Origin of the sequence: Henriciella aquimarina (assembly GCF_002088975.1) — a bacterium.
In the GTDB taxonomy this organism is placed as follows: Bacteria; Pseudomonadota; Alphaproteobacteria; order Caulobacterales; family Hyphomonadaceae; genus Henriciella; species Henriciella aquimarina.
Genome location: NZ_NCST01000111.1, coordinates 1 through 15470 on the forward strand (window position 1 = coordinate 1; position 15470 = coordinate 15470).

Annotated in this window: 14 protein-coding genes and 1 pseudogene; 5 read left to right on the plus strand and 10 right to left on the minus strand. The window is 60.7% G+C overall.

Translation table 11 applies throughout. From position 1 onward, the window contains the following. Nucleotides 1–120: 120 nt before the first annotated feature. Nucleotides 121–1608 carry an IS21 family transposase gene (gene istA / locus B8784_RS16710; RefSeq protein WP_169712612.1) on the plus strand — a complete coding sequence of 496 codons (1488 nt, stop codon included), beginning with the start codon at nt 121–123 and terminating at the stop codon, nt 1606–1608. Further along, complete coding sequence (gene istB / locus B8784_RS16715) at nt 1605–2369, plus strand: IS21-like element helper ATPase IstB (protein WP_084396756.1); 765 nt, start codon at nt 1605–1607, stop codon at nt 2367–2369. Before istA (B8784_RS16710) ends, istB (B8784_RS16715) begins: the two co-directional genes overlap by 4 nt. Before the next feature lie 623 nt (nt 2370–2992). Here istB (B8784_RS16715) and B8784_RS16720 read toward each other — a convergent pair. The 8 genes from B8784_RS16720 to B8784_RS16750 form a co-directional block, all read right to left on the minus strand. Then, the gene (locus B8784_RS16720) at nt 2993–3718 is read right to left on the minus strand and encodes a TVP38/TMEM64 family protein (protein WP_084399039.1); all 726 of its coding nucleotides are present in this window, start codon (nt 3716–3718) and stop codon (nt 2993–2995) included. Then, nucleotides 3715–3867 (minus strand): hypothetical protein, encoded by a 153-nt coding sequence (locus tag B8784_RS21680; protein ID WP_158085718.1) that lies wholly within the window; start codon nt 3865–3867, stop codon nt 3715–3717. The genes B8784_RS16720 and B8784_RS21680 overlap by 4 nt, the downstream gene beginning before the upstream one ends. Nucleotides 3868–3937: 70 nt before the next feature. Next, nucleotides 3938–4417, minus strand: a complete 480-nt coding sequence (locus B8784_RS16725; protein ID WP_158085719.1) for a hypothetical protein — start codon at nt 4415–4417, stop codon at nt 3938–3940. Between the two features lie 670 nt (nt 4418–5087). Continuing rightward, the gene (locus B8784_RS16730) at nt 5088–5729 is read right to left on the minus strand and encodes an RNA polymerase sigma factor (RefSeq protein WP_158085720.1); all 642 of its coding nucleotides are present in this window, start codon (nt 5727–5729) and stop codon (nt 5088–5090) included. Nucleotides 5730–6038: 309 nt separating this feature from the next. Further along, nucleotides 6039–6932 (minus strand): DMT family transporter, encoded by an 894-nt coding sequence (locus B8784_RS16735; protein WP_084399042.1) that lies wholly within the window; start codon nt 6930–6932, stop codon nt 6039–6041. Nucleotides 6933–7049: 117 nt separating this feature from the next. Next, entirely contained in the window at nt 7050–7964 is a 915-nt protein-coding gene (locus B8784_RS16740; protein ID WP_008892263.1) for a DMT family transporter, read from the minus strand. Beyond that, on the minus strand, nt 7961–8896 hold the full coding sequence (locus B8784_RS16745) for a cation diffusion facilitator family transporter (protein WP_008892264.1): 936 nt from the start codon (nt 8894–8896) through the stop codon (nt 7961–7963). The genes B8784_RS16740 and B8784_RS16745 overlap by 4 nt, the downstream gene beginning before the upstream one ends. A 332-nt stretch (nt 8897–9228) precedes the next feature. Then, nucleotides 9229–9690, minus strand: coding sequence for a sigma-70 RNA polymerase sigma factor region 4 domain-containing protein (locus tag B8784_RS16750; protein WP_084399043.1), 462 nt, complete (start codon nt 9688–9690; stop codon nt 9229–9231). A 353-nt stretch (nt 9691–10043) separates the two neighbouring features. Here B8784_RS16750 and phbB point away from each other — a divergent pair, with 353 nt between their 5' ends. The 3 genes and pseudogenes from phbB to B8784_RS16765 form a co-directional block, all read left to right on the plus strand. Continuing rightward, the gene (phbB, locus tag B8784_RS16755; protein WP_143435594.1) at nt 10044–10766 is read left to right on the plus strand and encodes an acetoacetyl-CoA reductase; all 723 of its coding nucleotides are present in this window, start codon (nt 10044–10046) and stop codon (nt 10764–10766) included. 51 nt (nt 10767–10817) lie between these two features. Next, a complete protein-coding gene (locus tag B8784_RS16760; protein WP_084399045.1) occupies nt 10818–12008 on the plus strand; it encodes a thiolase family protein in 1191 nt (396 codons plus the stop codon). 121 nt (nt 12009–12129) lie between these two features. Beyond that, nucleotides 12130–12810: pseudogene (locus B8784_RS16765) on the plus strand (ATP-dependent metallopeptidase FtsH/Yme1/Tma family protein); the annotation flags it as partial. A gap of 291 nt (nt 12811–13101) precedes the next feature. Here the strand turns inward: B8784_RS16765 and istB (B8784_RS16770) are convergent. Together istB (B8784_RS16770) and istA (B8784_RS16775) are read right to left on the minus strand one after the other, a co-directional pair. Beyond that, complete coding sequence (gene istB, locus B8784_RS16770) at nt 13102–13866, minus strand: IS21-like element helper ATPase IstB (protein ID WP_084396756.1); 765 nt, start codon at nt 13864–13866, stop codon at nt 13102–13104. After that, a complete protein-coding gene (istA, locus tag B8784_RS16775) occupies nt 13863–15350 on the minus strand; it encodes an IS21 family transposase (protein WP_169712612.1) in 1488 nt (495 codons plus the stop codon). Before istA (B8784_RS16775) ends, istB (B8784_RS16770) begins: the two co-directional genes overlap by 4 nt. Nucleotides 15351–15470: the final 120 nt, after the last annotated feature.

The window sequence follows — 15470 nt, forward strand, 5'->3', positions numbered from 1 at the left end:
TGAGAACGGCGGTGCAAAATTAGACCACGGTAGCGCCGTCGTATTGGCGGTGCGGGCGGCGTAAAAGTCGTCCACTTTTTCCCTTCTTGCGGCAGCAGGGAGGGCGAGGAGATTTACACCGTGGAACTTTATCTGAAGGTCAGGCTGGCGCGCAGCGAGGGGATGAGCCAGCGGGATCTGGCGCGCCATTTCAACATATCGCGCGACAGCGTTCGCAAGATGTTGGCGTTCTCATCGCCGCCGGGATACCGGCGCACGAAGGAGATCAAGCGTCCCAAGCTTGATGGGTTCAGCGAGATCATCGACGGCTGGCTTGAAGAGGACAAGAAGTTGCCTCGCAAGCAGCGCCACACAGCGAAGCGGATCCACGAGCGGCTCAAGGCGGAACACGAGTTCACCGGCGGCTATACGATTATCAAGGACTACGTTCGGCAGCGTGAACGACGCACCCGTGAGATGTTCGTGCCGCTGGCGCATCCGCCGGGCCATGCGCAAGCCGATTTTGGCGAAGCGTTGGTTGTGATCGGGGGTGTCGAACAAAAGGCCCACTTCTTCGTCCTGGATTTGCCGCACAGCGATGCCTACTTCGTGCGGGCCTATCCGGCGGCGACGGCGGAGGCCTGGATGGACGGGCATGTGCATGCCTTTGCCTTCTTTGGCGGGGTGCCTCTGTCGGTTCTCTATGACAACGACCGTTGCCTGGTCTCGAAGATCCAGCCGGATGGGACACGGGTCCGCGCGACGCAGTTCAGCGGATTGCTGTCGCACTACCTGTTCCGAGACCGCTACGGGCGGCCGGGCAAAGGGAATGACAAGGGCAATGTCGAGGGGATGGTGGGCTACGTGCGCCGCAACCACATGGTGCCGATCCCCCACTTCCCGGATTGGGAGAGCTTCAACGCCTACCTTGAAGAGCAGTGCCGTGCCCGTCAGGGCGACACCTTGCGTGGGCACACGGAGATGATCGGCGCGCGCCTGCAGCGGGATCTGGCCGAGATGCGCCCCTTGCCAGCCGCCCCCTTTGAGGCCTGCGCACAGGCCAGCGGCCGGGTGAGCTCCCAGTCTTTGGTCCGCTACAACACCAACGATTACTCGGTCCCCGTGGCCTATGGCCATCAGGATGTGTGGGTGCGGGCCTATGTCGATCAGGTGGTGATTGGCTGCCGTGGGGACGTGATCGCACGCCATCCGCGGTGCTACGCGCGCGAGGACATGGTGTTCGATCCGATCCACTACCTCCCGCTGATCGAACGCAAGATCAATGCTTTGGATCAGGCTGCGCCCCTTGCGGAGTGGGACTTGCCAAAAGAGTTCGACACGCTGCGCCGCCTGATGGAAGCGCGCATGCTGAAGATAGGGCGCCGCGAGTATGTCCAGGTGCTGCGTCTTCTGGAGACCTTCGGCATGGAGGAGCTACACGCCGCCGTAAAGCAGGCCCTGAAGATGGGCGCGGTCGGCTTTGATGCTGTGAAGCATCTGGTTCTGTGTCAGGTCGAGAAGCGGCCACCACGGCTCGACCTCGACGTGTACCCCTACCTGCCACGGGCGCGGGTCGAGACGACCTCAGCGGCCAGCTACATGTCCCTGATGTCGGAGGCTGCGGAATGACCCATGCCCCCGAAATCCTGCTGGAGCATCACCTCAAGAGGCTGAAGCTTCCGACATTCCTGCGTGAGTATCAGAAGGTGGCGCGCCAATGCGCCGCCGAGGGCTTGGACCATGTCCAGTTCCTGACGCGCCTGGTCGAACTGGAGCTGATCGATCGCGAGCGACGGATGGTCGAGCGCCGCATCAAGGCGGCCAAGTTCCCGGCCACCAAAAGCCTCGACAGCTTCGACTTCAAGGCAATCCCCAAGCTCAACAAGATGCAGGTGCTGGAACTGGCGCGCTGCGACTGGATCGAACGGCGCGAGAACGTGATCGCCCTCGGCCCAAGCGGCACCGGCAAAACCCACGTCGCCCTCGGCCTGGGGCTCGCTGCTTGCCAGAAAGGGATGACGGTCAGCTTCACCACCGCCGCGGCCTTGGTCAACGAACTGATGGAGGCGCGCGACGAGCGTCGCCTGCTGCGGGTCCAAAAACAGATGGCCAACGCCAAGCTGCTGATCATCGACGAATTGGGCTTCGTCCCTCTCTCCAAAACCGGGGCCGAGCTGCTCTTTGAATTGATCTCGCAGCGCTACGAGCGCGGGGCTACGCTGATCACGAGCAACTTGCCCTTCGATGAATGGACGGAGACCTTCGGAACCGAGCGCCTGACCGGGGCGCTCCTCGACCGGCTGACCCACCACGTCAACATCCTCGAGATGAACGGCGAAAGTTATCGCCTGGCCCAAAGCCAGGCGCGAAAAGCCACCAAAACCTCCTGACCGACAATCCATGACTTGGCCCTCACGGGCCAAGGCGGCCAGTCAACCGCCAGCTATTTGGGGAGCGCGGTCGACTGGCCGCCAGCGCTCTATGCGCCCTTCACGCCCAACCCCAAAGTGGCCTACTTTTGCGCCGCCCTTTGGTCGGGTTTTACTCCGCCGTTGACAGACGGAGTTTTTGCAAACCTGATCCGCTACATCGAAAGAGGCGAGATTGATGCGCCCGAGCCGAAACTCTACCCGCTCAAGAAAATCGCACAGGCTCATAACCTGAAGGTCGCAGGTTCAAATCCTGCCCCCGCAACCATAAAAAGCTCGCTAGTACAGCACGCTAGCGGGCTTTTCGACTCTCAAGCTATAGTCCGGAAATGCGATCGGGTACCATATGGGTACCACTAAGAATCAAGCTGTAGCCATACTCGGAGGAGGAGTGTTCGATATTTCTGGAACTTTTGCTCATGGCGCGATGGCGCCATAGGTGTTGATGTCGCCTACGCATGGCAAGGTTGTGTTCTGTAGAATCGGGCCGACCAATGCGGCTTGGGGAGGTTGCACAAGCAAGTCACGTTGGGATTCACGCTGACATACCGCCAGAACTGCTATTACGACGCGGGGTTCCTCGCTTATCCAAGCTTTAATAAGCGCTTCAGAGCTAGTCGGTAGCGCGCCGGAGCAGTCTTCCAGGCGAGAGGAAGCAGGGTTATGAGCCCAAGGGCGAGCACCGTTAACCCGGCACGCCGCCAGTCACCGGAGGCGAGCTCATCTCCGAAATGCGCGAGCAGGAAGCTCGCCGGGATGATACCGAACAGGGTAGCAAGGGCAAAGCGCCAAGTCCTGAGCGGCGTCAGACCGGCGGCGTAGCTGATGACGTCGAAGGACAGGAACGGCATGAGCCGTGTCGCGAACACAACCGCCATGAGGGCGTTCTGGGACGTGATGAAGCGGTGCAGGACACCCGTCGACAGCCGCGTGCCGAGCCATGCCTTGAGTGCGTCGTATCCGATGAGGCGCGCGACGCCAAAAGCGGTTAGGGCGCCGATCTCGGAGCCAATGGCAACGTAGAACGCGCCCCAGTAATGGCCGTAGGCCGCGCCGGAGGCGAGCGCGATCGGCGCGCTTGGAATCGGGCTCATGACAATGGCGACGGTCATCAGGCCGATGATCAAAAAGGGACCGAGCGGGCCGAATTGCATCACAGCCTGCTCAAGCGCTGCGCCGTCGCGCAGGCGGTCCAGTATGCCGATGCGCCATAACACAAGGACGGTCGCGAGGAAGACGGCCAACACCGCCAGACCGGCGATGATGCGGGGCCAGGGTGGATTGGGTCGTGTGTCCTGCCCTTCGTTCACATTGGTCCTTTGGTGATTTCGCTCAGGGGACGGTGCACGTCGAACAGCTTGGCGTTGAGGTTTTCGATGGCGGGCGCCAGCCCGTCCATCGCCTCGACCGTGTCCTGGCCGAAGGGACCGTTACAGACGAAGTCGAACTGCATCAGCATCACAGAACCGTCCCTTTCTCTCCTTGGGGGCGGCTGCCGCATTCAGGATGCGGCAGCCGCCTTCCAGACGTTAGCGGTCTTCGTCCATCTCCATCATCATGCGCTGCTGTTCGAGCATCTGTTGCATCATCTGCTGCATCATGCCCTGCTGCTCTTGCATGCGCCCCATCATCTGCTGCATCCGTTCGGACATATCGCCCGACATGTCCCCGGACATGCCCATGCCCTGACTGCCGGATCCCTGATCGCCCGACATCCGGCCGCCCATCTGGCCCTGCATGGGCATGTTCCCCATCATGCCGTGCATCGCCTGCATCTTCTCGACCATCATCTGCATGTGCTGGCGCGTGAGCTGACGGCGCTCGGCGGGGTCTGTTGTCTCGCGGGCCTGCTGCATCATCTCCTGCATGCGCTCGAAGGACGGCCCGCCTTGCATCTGCTGCTGCATCTGCTGGGATTGGCCTTGCTGTGGCTTTGCTCCATGCTGGGCCGCCAATGCACCTGCCGCGGTGAGGACGGTGAGGCCCGCGGCTATGGCGAGAGCTTTCAAACCCGGCAAACGCATCGTGCTGGAAGGTATCATCGGCCGTGAATCTGTCATCTCCGGTCTCCTTGGTTGGGATGAAAGACGCTGTAGGGGTGGAGGGGGCGCAACCGGTGCAGCGTCGGACATCGGATCGCTATGGTGACCCGAAGGCACAACCATCTGGACTTACAGACGGAACGACTTGCCCGCCGTTACAGCTTCAGCCCACCTGCCGGCCCCGTGCACAATCCGTCTCTTCACAGCGGCAGTCGAGGAAACCATGGATCGGGCAGATCAGGCACAAACAAACCCCCTGCTGCTGCTTTTCCAGTGCTTGCTTGGTCGTGATGCAGCCTCACAGCGACATTCTTCAAGTCGGCGCCGAGGCGCTGCCGCACAATTCCGCGAATCTCCCAACAGCTCTACGCGCGACATCAAGTCGGCGCATTCTAGCCTGAGCGTGGACAAGGAGGCTGTGGGGAGAAAGTTGCATATCCCGTCGCCGAATTCCGCGTCGGTCTCGGTCGAGAAGGCTTCGAGATCGTTTGGACTCACCACCTCGCGCGCACTTCAGCTTGAGTATGTCGGCAAGGGTTCTCTTTCATCGCTCCATCCTCTTGAGAGTTAAAGCCTTCGGCAAACCCGGCGCGGTTCAGCCCGCCGATAGAAGGGCAGTTGTAGAACTTTGTGATAGTTACAAACTACAGCTCTTGCCGTTGCGCATTGATTCACAGGTGCAGTCGTCAAATCTACCTTCGGAGCAATCGGTGCAGAACGCTGCTAGAGAAACACGCAGTGCTTGGCGCGCCCGATGCAGGCGCACTCTCGCATTCGATGGTGTGATCCCAAGATCAGCTGCGGCTCGTTCACGCGGTTCATCCGACAGATCGATCCGTTCAAGAATCTCTGCATAGTCCGGGCGCAACCCCGGCACAAGCTCTCGAAGACAGCTGCAAACGCTTTTCTCGTTCGCAAGATCTATCTGGCCATCGCCCAATACCATCTGGTCTTGCATGTAGCTGTCTTTTCGGCGCCGCCGTGCAGCCTCACTGCGGTAATGATCGGTCAGCACCGAGCGCAGCACCGTATACAACCAGGCGACCACACTTTCGCTATTCCTAAGTACTGTCCCGCTGTTGATGACTCGCACGCAGAAAGTTTGAAGCACATCCTCCGCAGTGACCGAATCCCCGACCCGACGCACGAGATAGCGACGAAATTCGTGATAATAGTCGGTGAGTGCCATTTCTATTTCCGGCGTCATCGGCCGTGACGTGTTGCCGAGCTCATCGGAAAGTGGGTCGGTTTCAATCGTCTTATGTGCTGCTACAGTCATGCTCAAAACCTCGGCCCGAGTTGGCAAGATCGGGCGATCCGGAAACATCTTCGGGCTGAGCGCCTTAGGTCAACGCACAACAACACCCCACGCTCAGCCTTGCGCTAAAACCCACCATAGGGGTCGAGTTTCGGGCTCATAATGCGAGAATCGAGAGCAACGGCATTGATCTAAATCAAAGCCATAAAGAGTAACGGTACAGTAGTTCAGTGAGGGCAACCGCCGTGGTCGAAGGTAAGTCGAGAGAAATCTGTGGTGGAAGCTGGGCGCGAACCTAGGCCGGGCAGCAGCAAACCAACACGGTTGCCCTTATCCGGCCATTCTGGCCGGCTTAGTCCCTCTGCGCGTCACCAACACGACCCCAAGAATCGCAAGGACAATGCCGGCGATCTGCATCCAGCCAAGGGTCTCACCGTAAAACAAAGCGCCCATTGCAAGGCCGAAAATCGGGATCAGGAAGCTGAACGCGTTCGCGCGGTTGAGAGGCGCTTTCTCCAGCACGGAGAACCATAGCCAGTATACCAACGCCGACCCGAACAGACTGAGAACAAGGAGCGCGCCTACAAATGGCAACGTCCATCGGATCGTTGTTGGCTCCTCCGTGGCCCAGGCGACAATAGCGAGCGGAACACTGCCGATGAGCAACTGGAGGCCCATTGCCATAAGGGCGTCGACGTTTCCGGCAATTCGTTTAATTACAACGTTGCTGACCGTGACGCCGAGTGCAGCCAGGACAATATAGGCTACTCCTAGAATGTAATTTTCTTGCCCGCCGGTGAGTATCTGGGGCGAAGTGATGACGAGTATCCCCATAAAGCCCAAGGCAAGGCCTGCTTTGCCCAGCGCGGTCAACTGTTCTTTGAGGATGATACCCGCCAGACCCGCCGCCAACAGCGGTTGGGTGTTGGCGATTACAGTGGCGATGCCCGGGGAAACGAATTCCGCGGCATGGAACATCCCCAAGAAGCCCAGGCTGGTGGCACCTGCGCCAACGATGGCCAACATTGTCCAGATTCGACGACTTTTGGGCAGGGGCTGCCGCAATGCAAGCGCGACGATGATCAACGCTGCGCCTGCCAGGAACGCGCGCAGCGTGGCGAATGTCAGGTGAGGGGCAAATTCAATGCCGACGGTTATCAGCGGGAAGCAGGCAGCCCAAAGCAACATGACCAGAATGATTTGCGCGATGATTCCAACGGTCACTCGACTTTCATCCCATCGTCTATCCGTCCCGCGACACCACCATCACGACCTACTGGCGTTTGTCTGCCAAGTCTCGTGTCGTTGCTGATTGGATTCACACGAGTTGATCCGTTCGGTTCACGCACACTGGCAGGGATGAACGGCCCGGTTTTCCGCGCCGCGCGACATCTCGCGGGTCAACCAGAAACCGGCCCCGAGCAGCAATGCGCCACCATAGATCATGCCCTGCGCCGGGATTTCGGCGAAGATAAGGTAGCCCAGCGTTGACGCCACGACCGGTGAGACGATGATATCGACGAGCGCGTAGACATTGGCGTTGAGCGTCTTGAGGACGATGGAGATGCCGAAATAGGCGAAGCCGGTCGAGACGATGCCCAGCCCCGCTGCCCAGAGCATCACCGGCAGGTCCATCCCGAGTGCGGCATAGGAGATGGTCGCGGCGGGCGTGCCGGGGCCGGCGAGGATGAGCGCTGGCGACAGGATCAGCGCCCCCGCGAGCATCGACCAGGCGATGTCGTTGCCGGCCTCGGTCTTTCCTTCGTAGCGCATGTAGGTGACCATGGCGGCGTAGATCGCGCCGTCGCCGAGTGCGACGAGGTTGCCGATCATGTGGCCGCCCTCAAGCGGCTTGGCGAGGACGATACCGGTCAGCGCGACGGCGAAGATCAGGATGTAGCTCTTGCGTGCCTTTTCGCCGAGAAACAGCGCCGAGAAGATGAACACGAAGAAGGGCGCGACGCTCCAGAAGATCACCGCATTGGCGATGGGCACCAGCGTCATGGCGTAGTTGAAAACGCTGATCTGCGTGGCGATCAGCACGCCGATGATCGCGGTGTCTTTCAGGTTGCCTTTCGGAAAGCGCAAGGGCCGGCCGGTCGCCAGCGGCATGACCGCCATCAGAAAGGCGGCCGCGAAGCTCAGAGCGTAGAAATTCAGCGTCTGGATCGGGATCAGTCCGTCGGTGAGCTTCACGAACACGCCGATTGTGGCCTCCGACAGCGTGATCAGCAGGAGCAGGAGAACGATCTTCATTTCCGGCTGCGGCCCCCTGCCGTGCGCGTCACGTCGATGGCTTCAGCCCCGGACTCATCAAGGCAGGTGTCCTCGACCTGCAAGGTGACGAAGAAGAATCCGAATTTTTCTTTGAGCATGGCGTGCGCTGCCGCCAGGACCGCTTGGGGATCGGTCTCGTCGGCGACGCGCACATGACCGGAGAAGACGTAACGGCCGCTGGTCAGAGCCCAGGCATGGACGTGGTGGGCATTCGCAACGCCTTCGACCTGCTCCAGCGCGCCGGTGACATCGGACAGGCCGACGTCGGCCGGTGTGCCTTCCATCAATAGGTGAGCAGCGTCGCGCAGAATGCCCCAGCTGGCCCAGAGCAGCACGAAGCCGAAGCCCATACCAAGGATCGGATCGATCAGCAGGAACCCGGTGAATTGAATCACGAGTGCCGTCACGATAATGAGCAGGCTGCCGACGAAGGTTTGAATGATGTGCCAAAGTGCGCCTTTCACGTTCAGGTCGCTCTGGCTCTGCTTCCAGATCAAGCCGAGCGAAATAAACTCGGTGAAAAGCCCGCCCGCCGCGGCCCAAAGCATCGGCCCGGTAGGCAGCTCGATCGGGTCGGACAGCCGCATCGCACCCATTACGATCACGATGAGCGCCATGCCCAGAAGGAAGCCGCCATTGACGAGCGCTCCGATAATCTCGGCGCGGTACCAGCCGAAACTGCGATCCTCGTCGGCGGGGCGGCGGGCAAGCTTGGCGGCGACGATCGCGACTAGTACGCCACCCACCGCCGAGAAGGTGTGGAAGGCATCGGAAATCACCGCGATCGAGCCCGTCCAGAGGCCGATGCCCATCTCGATCACGAAATAGATGCCGGTCAGCCAAGCCGAGATCACCATTCCCCGTCCGCTTGACGGCATGTGGCCGGCATGGCCGCTATGGGCTTGGCTCATTGATTCTATCCTCTCTTCACGTACTCTTTGACTACAAAGTTCTGCGTTCATTTCGCGCCACGGCGAGGCAGACGCTCCCGCGGCTACCACCGGCTTCAGCGTGAAAGGATCCAGGATCGTTGCATCGCATCAGACGACCTGTCACTCCCCTCTTCGAGATCAGCCCCTATCTCATCCCTTGATTGGACGGGACAGGGGTAAATTCGCAGAAACTCGAGAGTTATTGCCAATTGATCTGTCGCTACTGTCGATTCCAAGTAAATTCTTGATTGCCGTTTTATTTCCCAGCACGGAACAGTCAACCAGCACGGAACAGTCAAAATGTTTGGGCATCAAACCTTAAGAGGGGGTTCCAGCGTCAACATGACGAGGTGTAGGAGGGTCCGGCGGCCTAGCTGAAGTCGTCTGATGACTATCTGTTCGCTGAGACCGAGATCTGTGGCGATCCTGGTGGGCGGATGATTCAGAATTTCCGCGCGCCACACCACCTCGGCGTAGCGGGGTTCCAAGAGACGGATAAGCGTTTCGATAAACTCCTGCAGAATTGCCTCCATCTCGGTGTCGTCGGAGCCGTCCGAGTCCGGTGGACACCCAGAATCTCCCTCCCCGTCGCTATTTCCGTTCCGGCCTTTGTGTGCCGCCAAAACGCCACCATCAAGGCAGTCGCGCTGGCGTCGGCATGGCTGGCACCTTGGGGTTAAAAACCCTTCTGGATGAACGAGCTGTTCGTTATCTGGATCAATCAGGCCGGCTTTTGAAGCGGCACGGATTCCATCTTCCATCGTCTCGATCACTTGGCCTCGCTCCTCCGCTGCTCAAAACCGGGACGGTGTGCCCACCCGGATTTTCATTGGCGTCACATAAGACGTGAATGGGTCGCCGAAAGTTACACAAATCCTTCACGGCCACCGGAGCGGGTCGGAGCTTTCCTTCCCGTCGAACGACTATGCGATCAGCGCTCCTTGTGTAACGGAGCCAGCCGGGCATCGTCTTCTAGACATGGAGGACCCGGAAGGATTGAGCCCGTAAGGAGGAATGAACGTGATCAAAGACCTTGCCCAACGCGACACAACGCAATCTGCAGTTTTCGCACAAGGCTGCAACGGCCGTTGCAGAGCGGTTGGTATCTCTTACGGGGGTTGAAATCATGGGACGAACGGCATTGGTGACCGGCGGCACGCGCGGAATCGGCTCCGCGATTGCCAGAACCCTGCGCGATGCGGGCTATACGGTCGCCGCTAGCTACCACGGCAACGATCTGGCGGCCGAAGACTTCAAGGCGGCAACGGGCATCCCTGTTTTCAAATGGGATGTGGCCGATGACGAGGCCTGCGCCGCCGCCGTCGCGAAAATCACCACCGCATATGGCCCGGTCGAGATTCTCGTGAACAATGCGGGGATCACCCGCGACGCTATGCTCCATAAATTAACGTCAGAGCACTGGCGCGCGGTAATCGATACCGATTTGACCGCTTGTTTCACTATGTGCCGCACCGTCATTTCCCCGATGCGGGAGCGCGGTTACGGCCGCATTATCAACATCAGCTCGATTAATGGCCAGAAGGGCCAACTGGGCCAGACCAACTATGCGGCGGCGAAAGCCGGTCTTCTGGGATTCACCAAGGCGCTAGCGCTCGAGAGCGCCGCCAAAGGCGTCACCGTCAACGCCATTGCCCCGGGCTATATCGAGACCGACATGGTCGCCGACGTTTCCCCTAAGGTTCTCGATAGCATCGTCGCCCAGATCCCGGTCGGCCGCCTCGGCCAACCCGAGGAAATTGCCCGGGCCGTGGTGTTTCTGGCGAGCGACGACGCGGGTTTCATCACGGGTTCGACGCTGACCGTCAATGGCGGCCAGTACCTGATCTGAGCGGAATCAGGAACCAATCCACTCAAGCGAGACAAGAAGGAAAGCACACCGATGACTCACAAGCAGGTTATGCTTTGTACCCCCGTGCGCACCGCGATCGGCACCTATGGAGGATCCTTGAAAGATCTGCCGGCGACCGAGCTCGGCGCAACGGCGATCCGCGCGACGATCGAGCGGTCGGGCGTCGATCCCTCGCTCGTTCAAACCGTGGTCATGGGACAGGTGATCCAGGCGGGCGCCAGAATGAACCCTTCACGCCAGGCGGCAATCGGTGCTGACATTCCGGTTGGCGTGCCAGCGATGACCGTCAATCGGGTGTGCGGCTCTGGGGCTCAGGCGATCGCCTCGGCGGCCCAGGAGATCATGCTCGGACATATCGAATGCGCGGTCGCCGGCGGCATGGAGAACATGGACCAGGCCCCCTACATCGTTCAAAACGGGCGCTGGGGTTATCGCATGGGTGATGCCCAGATGTACGACAGCATGCTCCGTGACGGCCTGAACGACGCCTTTTCCAGCGAGCACTCCGGCTGGCACACGGAAGACTTGGTGAAGAAGGCTCAGATTACGCGCGAAGATCAGGATCGCTGGGCCGAACGCTCTCAGCGGCGCTTTTCCGAGGCGCAGGCTGCTGGCAATTTCAAGCAAGAGATCGCTCCGGTAGAACTCAAGACTCGTAAGGAGACGACCACATTCGATACCGACGAGCACAACCGGCCCGACACGACCCTCGACAGTCTGAGCAAGCTCAGGCCTGCCTTCCGCAAGGAGGGTACGATTACGGCTGGCAATGCGCCGGGACTCAACAGCGGAGCGGCGGCGATGATAATCGCCGAGGCGACTTGGGCGGAGAAGAACGGTCTTAAACCCATGGCCAGGTTGGTTTCCTACGGTGTGGGCGCGGTCGATCCCGGCATGTTCGGCCTCGGACCGGTACCGGCCGTCTATCAGGCCCTGGAGCGCGCGGGTTGGAGTGTCGGCGATCTCGACCGGGTCGAAATCAACGAGGCTTTCGCCGCGATTGCCGTTGCATTGGTGCGTGAAATCGGGCTCGAAGAAGACATCGTCAACGTCGAGGGCGGCGCCATTGCGCACGGCCATCCGATCGGCGCGACTGGAACCGTTCTCACGACGCGGCTCCTGCATGCGATGGAGCGCGACGGGGTCAAGCGTGGCCTCGTGACACTCTGTATCGGGGGCGGGCAGGGGATCGCCCTCGCCTTGGAGCGGATGCCCTCATGATGGTAGCCGGTTTCACGGGGGGCCGGCAGCTTGAACGACGGGCCGGTGACAAGCCCTCCGATTGGACTGCTAGGCCCGGCGCTGAGGGCACAGCTGCAGGAGGAGCGCCATGGACCGGCGAATGAAGATCAACATCTGGTACGCGATCCTGGCGGTGTTCGGGATCATCATGCTTCAGAACTTCTGGTCTCAAGGGCAACACGTTGAGACCATCCCCTACAGCGCGTTCGAGCAATATCTGGAGGAAGGCCGCTTGAGCGAGGTGACAGTCACCTCGCAGTACATCCGCGGGACACTGAAGGGCGAAGAAGGCGCGCAGCAACAGCACGTTGTCGCCAACCGCGTCGATCCGGCGCTTGCCGAGCGGCTCGAGCAATATGGCGTGCCGTTCTCGGCCGCCAGGGATAACACGTTCCTCGGCAACCTCTTGTCTTGGCTCCTACCCATGGTGCTGTTCTTCGCTGTCTGGATGTTCCTGATCCGACGCATGGCCGAGAAGCAGGGCTTCGGCGGCGGCATGATGTCGATCGGCAAGAGCAAGGCCAAGGTCTATCTGGAGACCGACACAAAGGTCACTTTCGAGGATGTCGCCGGTGTCGACGAGGCCAAGGCCGAACTCGAGGAGATCGTGGCTTTCCTGAAGGAGCCGCAGGGCTACGGCCGGCTTGGGGCTCGCATGCCCAAGGGCGTTTTGTTGGTCGGACCGCCAGGCACCGGCAAAACGCTTCTGGCTCGCGCGGTTGCCGGCGAGGCTGGCGTGCCTTTCTATTCGATCAGCGGCTCGGAGTTCGTGGAGATGTTCGTCGGCGTCGGCGACATCCTCGAAAGTGACCTTGATTGGCGGTGTCTCGATGGGCACCGGTGTCATGATCGGGGCGGGAATTTTCGCGCTCACCGGGCAGATTGCCGAACTGGCGGGACCATGTGTCAACGGCGGAGTAAAACCCGACCAAAGGGCGGCGCAAAAGTAGGCCACTTTGGGGTTGGGCGTGAAGGGCGCATAGAGCGCTGGCGGCCAGTCGACCGCGCTCCCCAAATAGCTGGCGGTTGACTGGCCGCCTTGGCCCGTGAGGGCCAAGTCATGGATTGTCGGTCAGGAGGTTTTGGTGGCTTTTCGCGCCTGGCTTTGGGCCAGGCGATAACTTTCGCCGTTCATCTCGAGGATGTTGACGTGGTGGGTCAGCCGGTCGAGGAGCGCCCCGGTCAGGCGCTCGGTTCCGAAGGTCTCCGTCCATTCATCGAAGGGCAAGTTGCTCGTGATCAGCGTAGCCCCGCGCTCGTAGCGCTGCGAGATCAATTCAAAGAGCAGCTCGGCCCCGGTTTTGGAGAGAGGGACGAAGCCCAATTCGTCGATGATCAGCAGCTTGGCGTTGGCCATCTGTTTTTGGACCCGCAGCAGGCGACGCTCGTCGCGCGCCTCCATCAGTTCGTTGACCAAGGCCGCGGCGGTGGTGAAGCTGACCGTCATCCCTTTCTGGCAAGCAGCGAGCCCCAGGCCGAGGGCGACGTGGGTTTTGCCGGTGCCGCTTGGGCCGAGGGCGATCACGTTCTCGCGCCGTTCGATCCAGTCGCAGCGCGCCAGTTCCAGCACCTGCATCTTGTTGAGCTTGGGGATTGCCTTGAAGTCGAAGCTGTCGAGGCTTTTGGTGGCCGGGAACTTGGCCGCCTTGATGCGGCGCTCGACCATCCGTCGCTCGCGATCGATCAGCTCCAGTTCGACCAGGCGCGTCAGGAACTGGACATGGTCCAAGCCCTCGGCGGCGCATTGGCGCGCCACCTTCTGATACTCACGCAGGAATGTCGGAAGCTTCAGCCTCTTGAGGTGATGCTCCAGCAGGATTTCGGGGGCATGGGTCATTCCGCAGCCTCCGACATCAGGGACATGTAGCTGGCCGCTGAGGTCGTCTCGACCCGCGCCCGTGGCAGGTAGGGGTACACGTCGAGGTCGAGCCGTGGTGGCCGCTTCTCGACCTGACACAGAACCAGATGCTTCACAGCATCAAAGCCGACCGCGCCCATCTTCAGGGCCTGCTTTACGGCGGCGTGTAGCTCCTCCATGCCGAAGGTCTCCAGAAGACGCAGCACCTGGACATACTCGCGGCGCCCTATCTTCAGCATGCGCGCTTCCATCAGGCGGCGCAGCGTGTCGAACTCTTTTGGCAAGTCCCACTCCGCAAGGGGCGCAGCCTGATCCAAAGCATTGATCTTGCGTTCGATCAGCGGGAGGTAGTGGATCGGATCGAACACCATGTCCTCGCGCGCGTAGCACCGCGGATGGCGTGCGATCACGTCCCCACGGCAGCCAATCACCACCTGATCGACATAGGCCCGCACCCACACATCCTGATGGCCATAGGCCACGGGGACCGAGTAATCGTTGGTGTTGTAGCGGACCAAAGACTGGGAGCTCACCCGGCCGCTGGCCTGTGCGCAGGCCTCAAAGGGGGCGGCTGGCAAGGGGCGCATCTCGGCCAGATCCCGCTGCAGGCGCGCGCCGATCATCTCCGTGTGCCCACGCAAGGTGTCGCCCTGACGGGCACGGCACTGCTCTTCAAGGTAGGCGTTGAAGCTCTCCCAATCCGGGAAGTGGGGGATCGGCACCATGTGGTTGCGGCGCACGTAGCCCACCATCCCCTCGACATTGCCCTTGTCATTCCCTTTGCCCGGCCGCCCGTAGCGGTCTCGGAACAGGTAGTGCGACAGCAATCCGCTGAACTGCGTCGCGCGGACCCGTGTCCCATCCGGCTGGATCTTCGAGACCAGGCAACGGTCGTTGTCATAGAGAACCGACAGAGGCACCCCGCCAAAGAAGGCAAAGGCATGCACATGCCCGTCCATCCAGGCCTCCGCCGTCGCCGCCGGATAGGCCCGCACGAAGTAGGCATCGCTGTGCGGCAAATCCAGGACGAAGAAGTGGGCCTTTTGTTCGACACCCCCGATCACAACCAACGCTTCGCCAAAATCGGCTTGCGCATGGCCCGGCGGATGCGCCAGCGGCACGAACATCTCACGGGTGCGTCGTTCACGCTGCCGAACGTAGTCCTTGATAATCGTATAGCCGCCGGTGAACTCGTGTTCCGCCTTGAGCCGCTCGTGGATCCGCTTCGCTGTGTGGCGCTGCTTGCGAGGCAACTTCTTGTCCTCTTCAAGCCAGCCGTCGATGATCTCGCTGAACCCATCAAGCTTGGGACGCTTGATCTCCTTCGTGCGCCGGTATCCCGGCGGCGATGAGAACGCCAACATCTTGCGAACGCTGTCGCGCGATATGTTGAAATGGCGCGCCAGATCCCGCTGGCTCATCCCCTCGCTGCGCGCCAGCCTGACCTTCAGATAAAGTTCCACGGTGTAAATCTCCTCGCCCTCCCTGCTGCCGCAAGAAGGGAAAAAGTGGACGACTTTTACGCCGCCCGCACCGCCAATACGACGGCGCTACCGTGGTCTAATTTTGCACCGCCGTTCTCA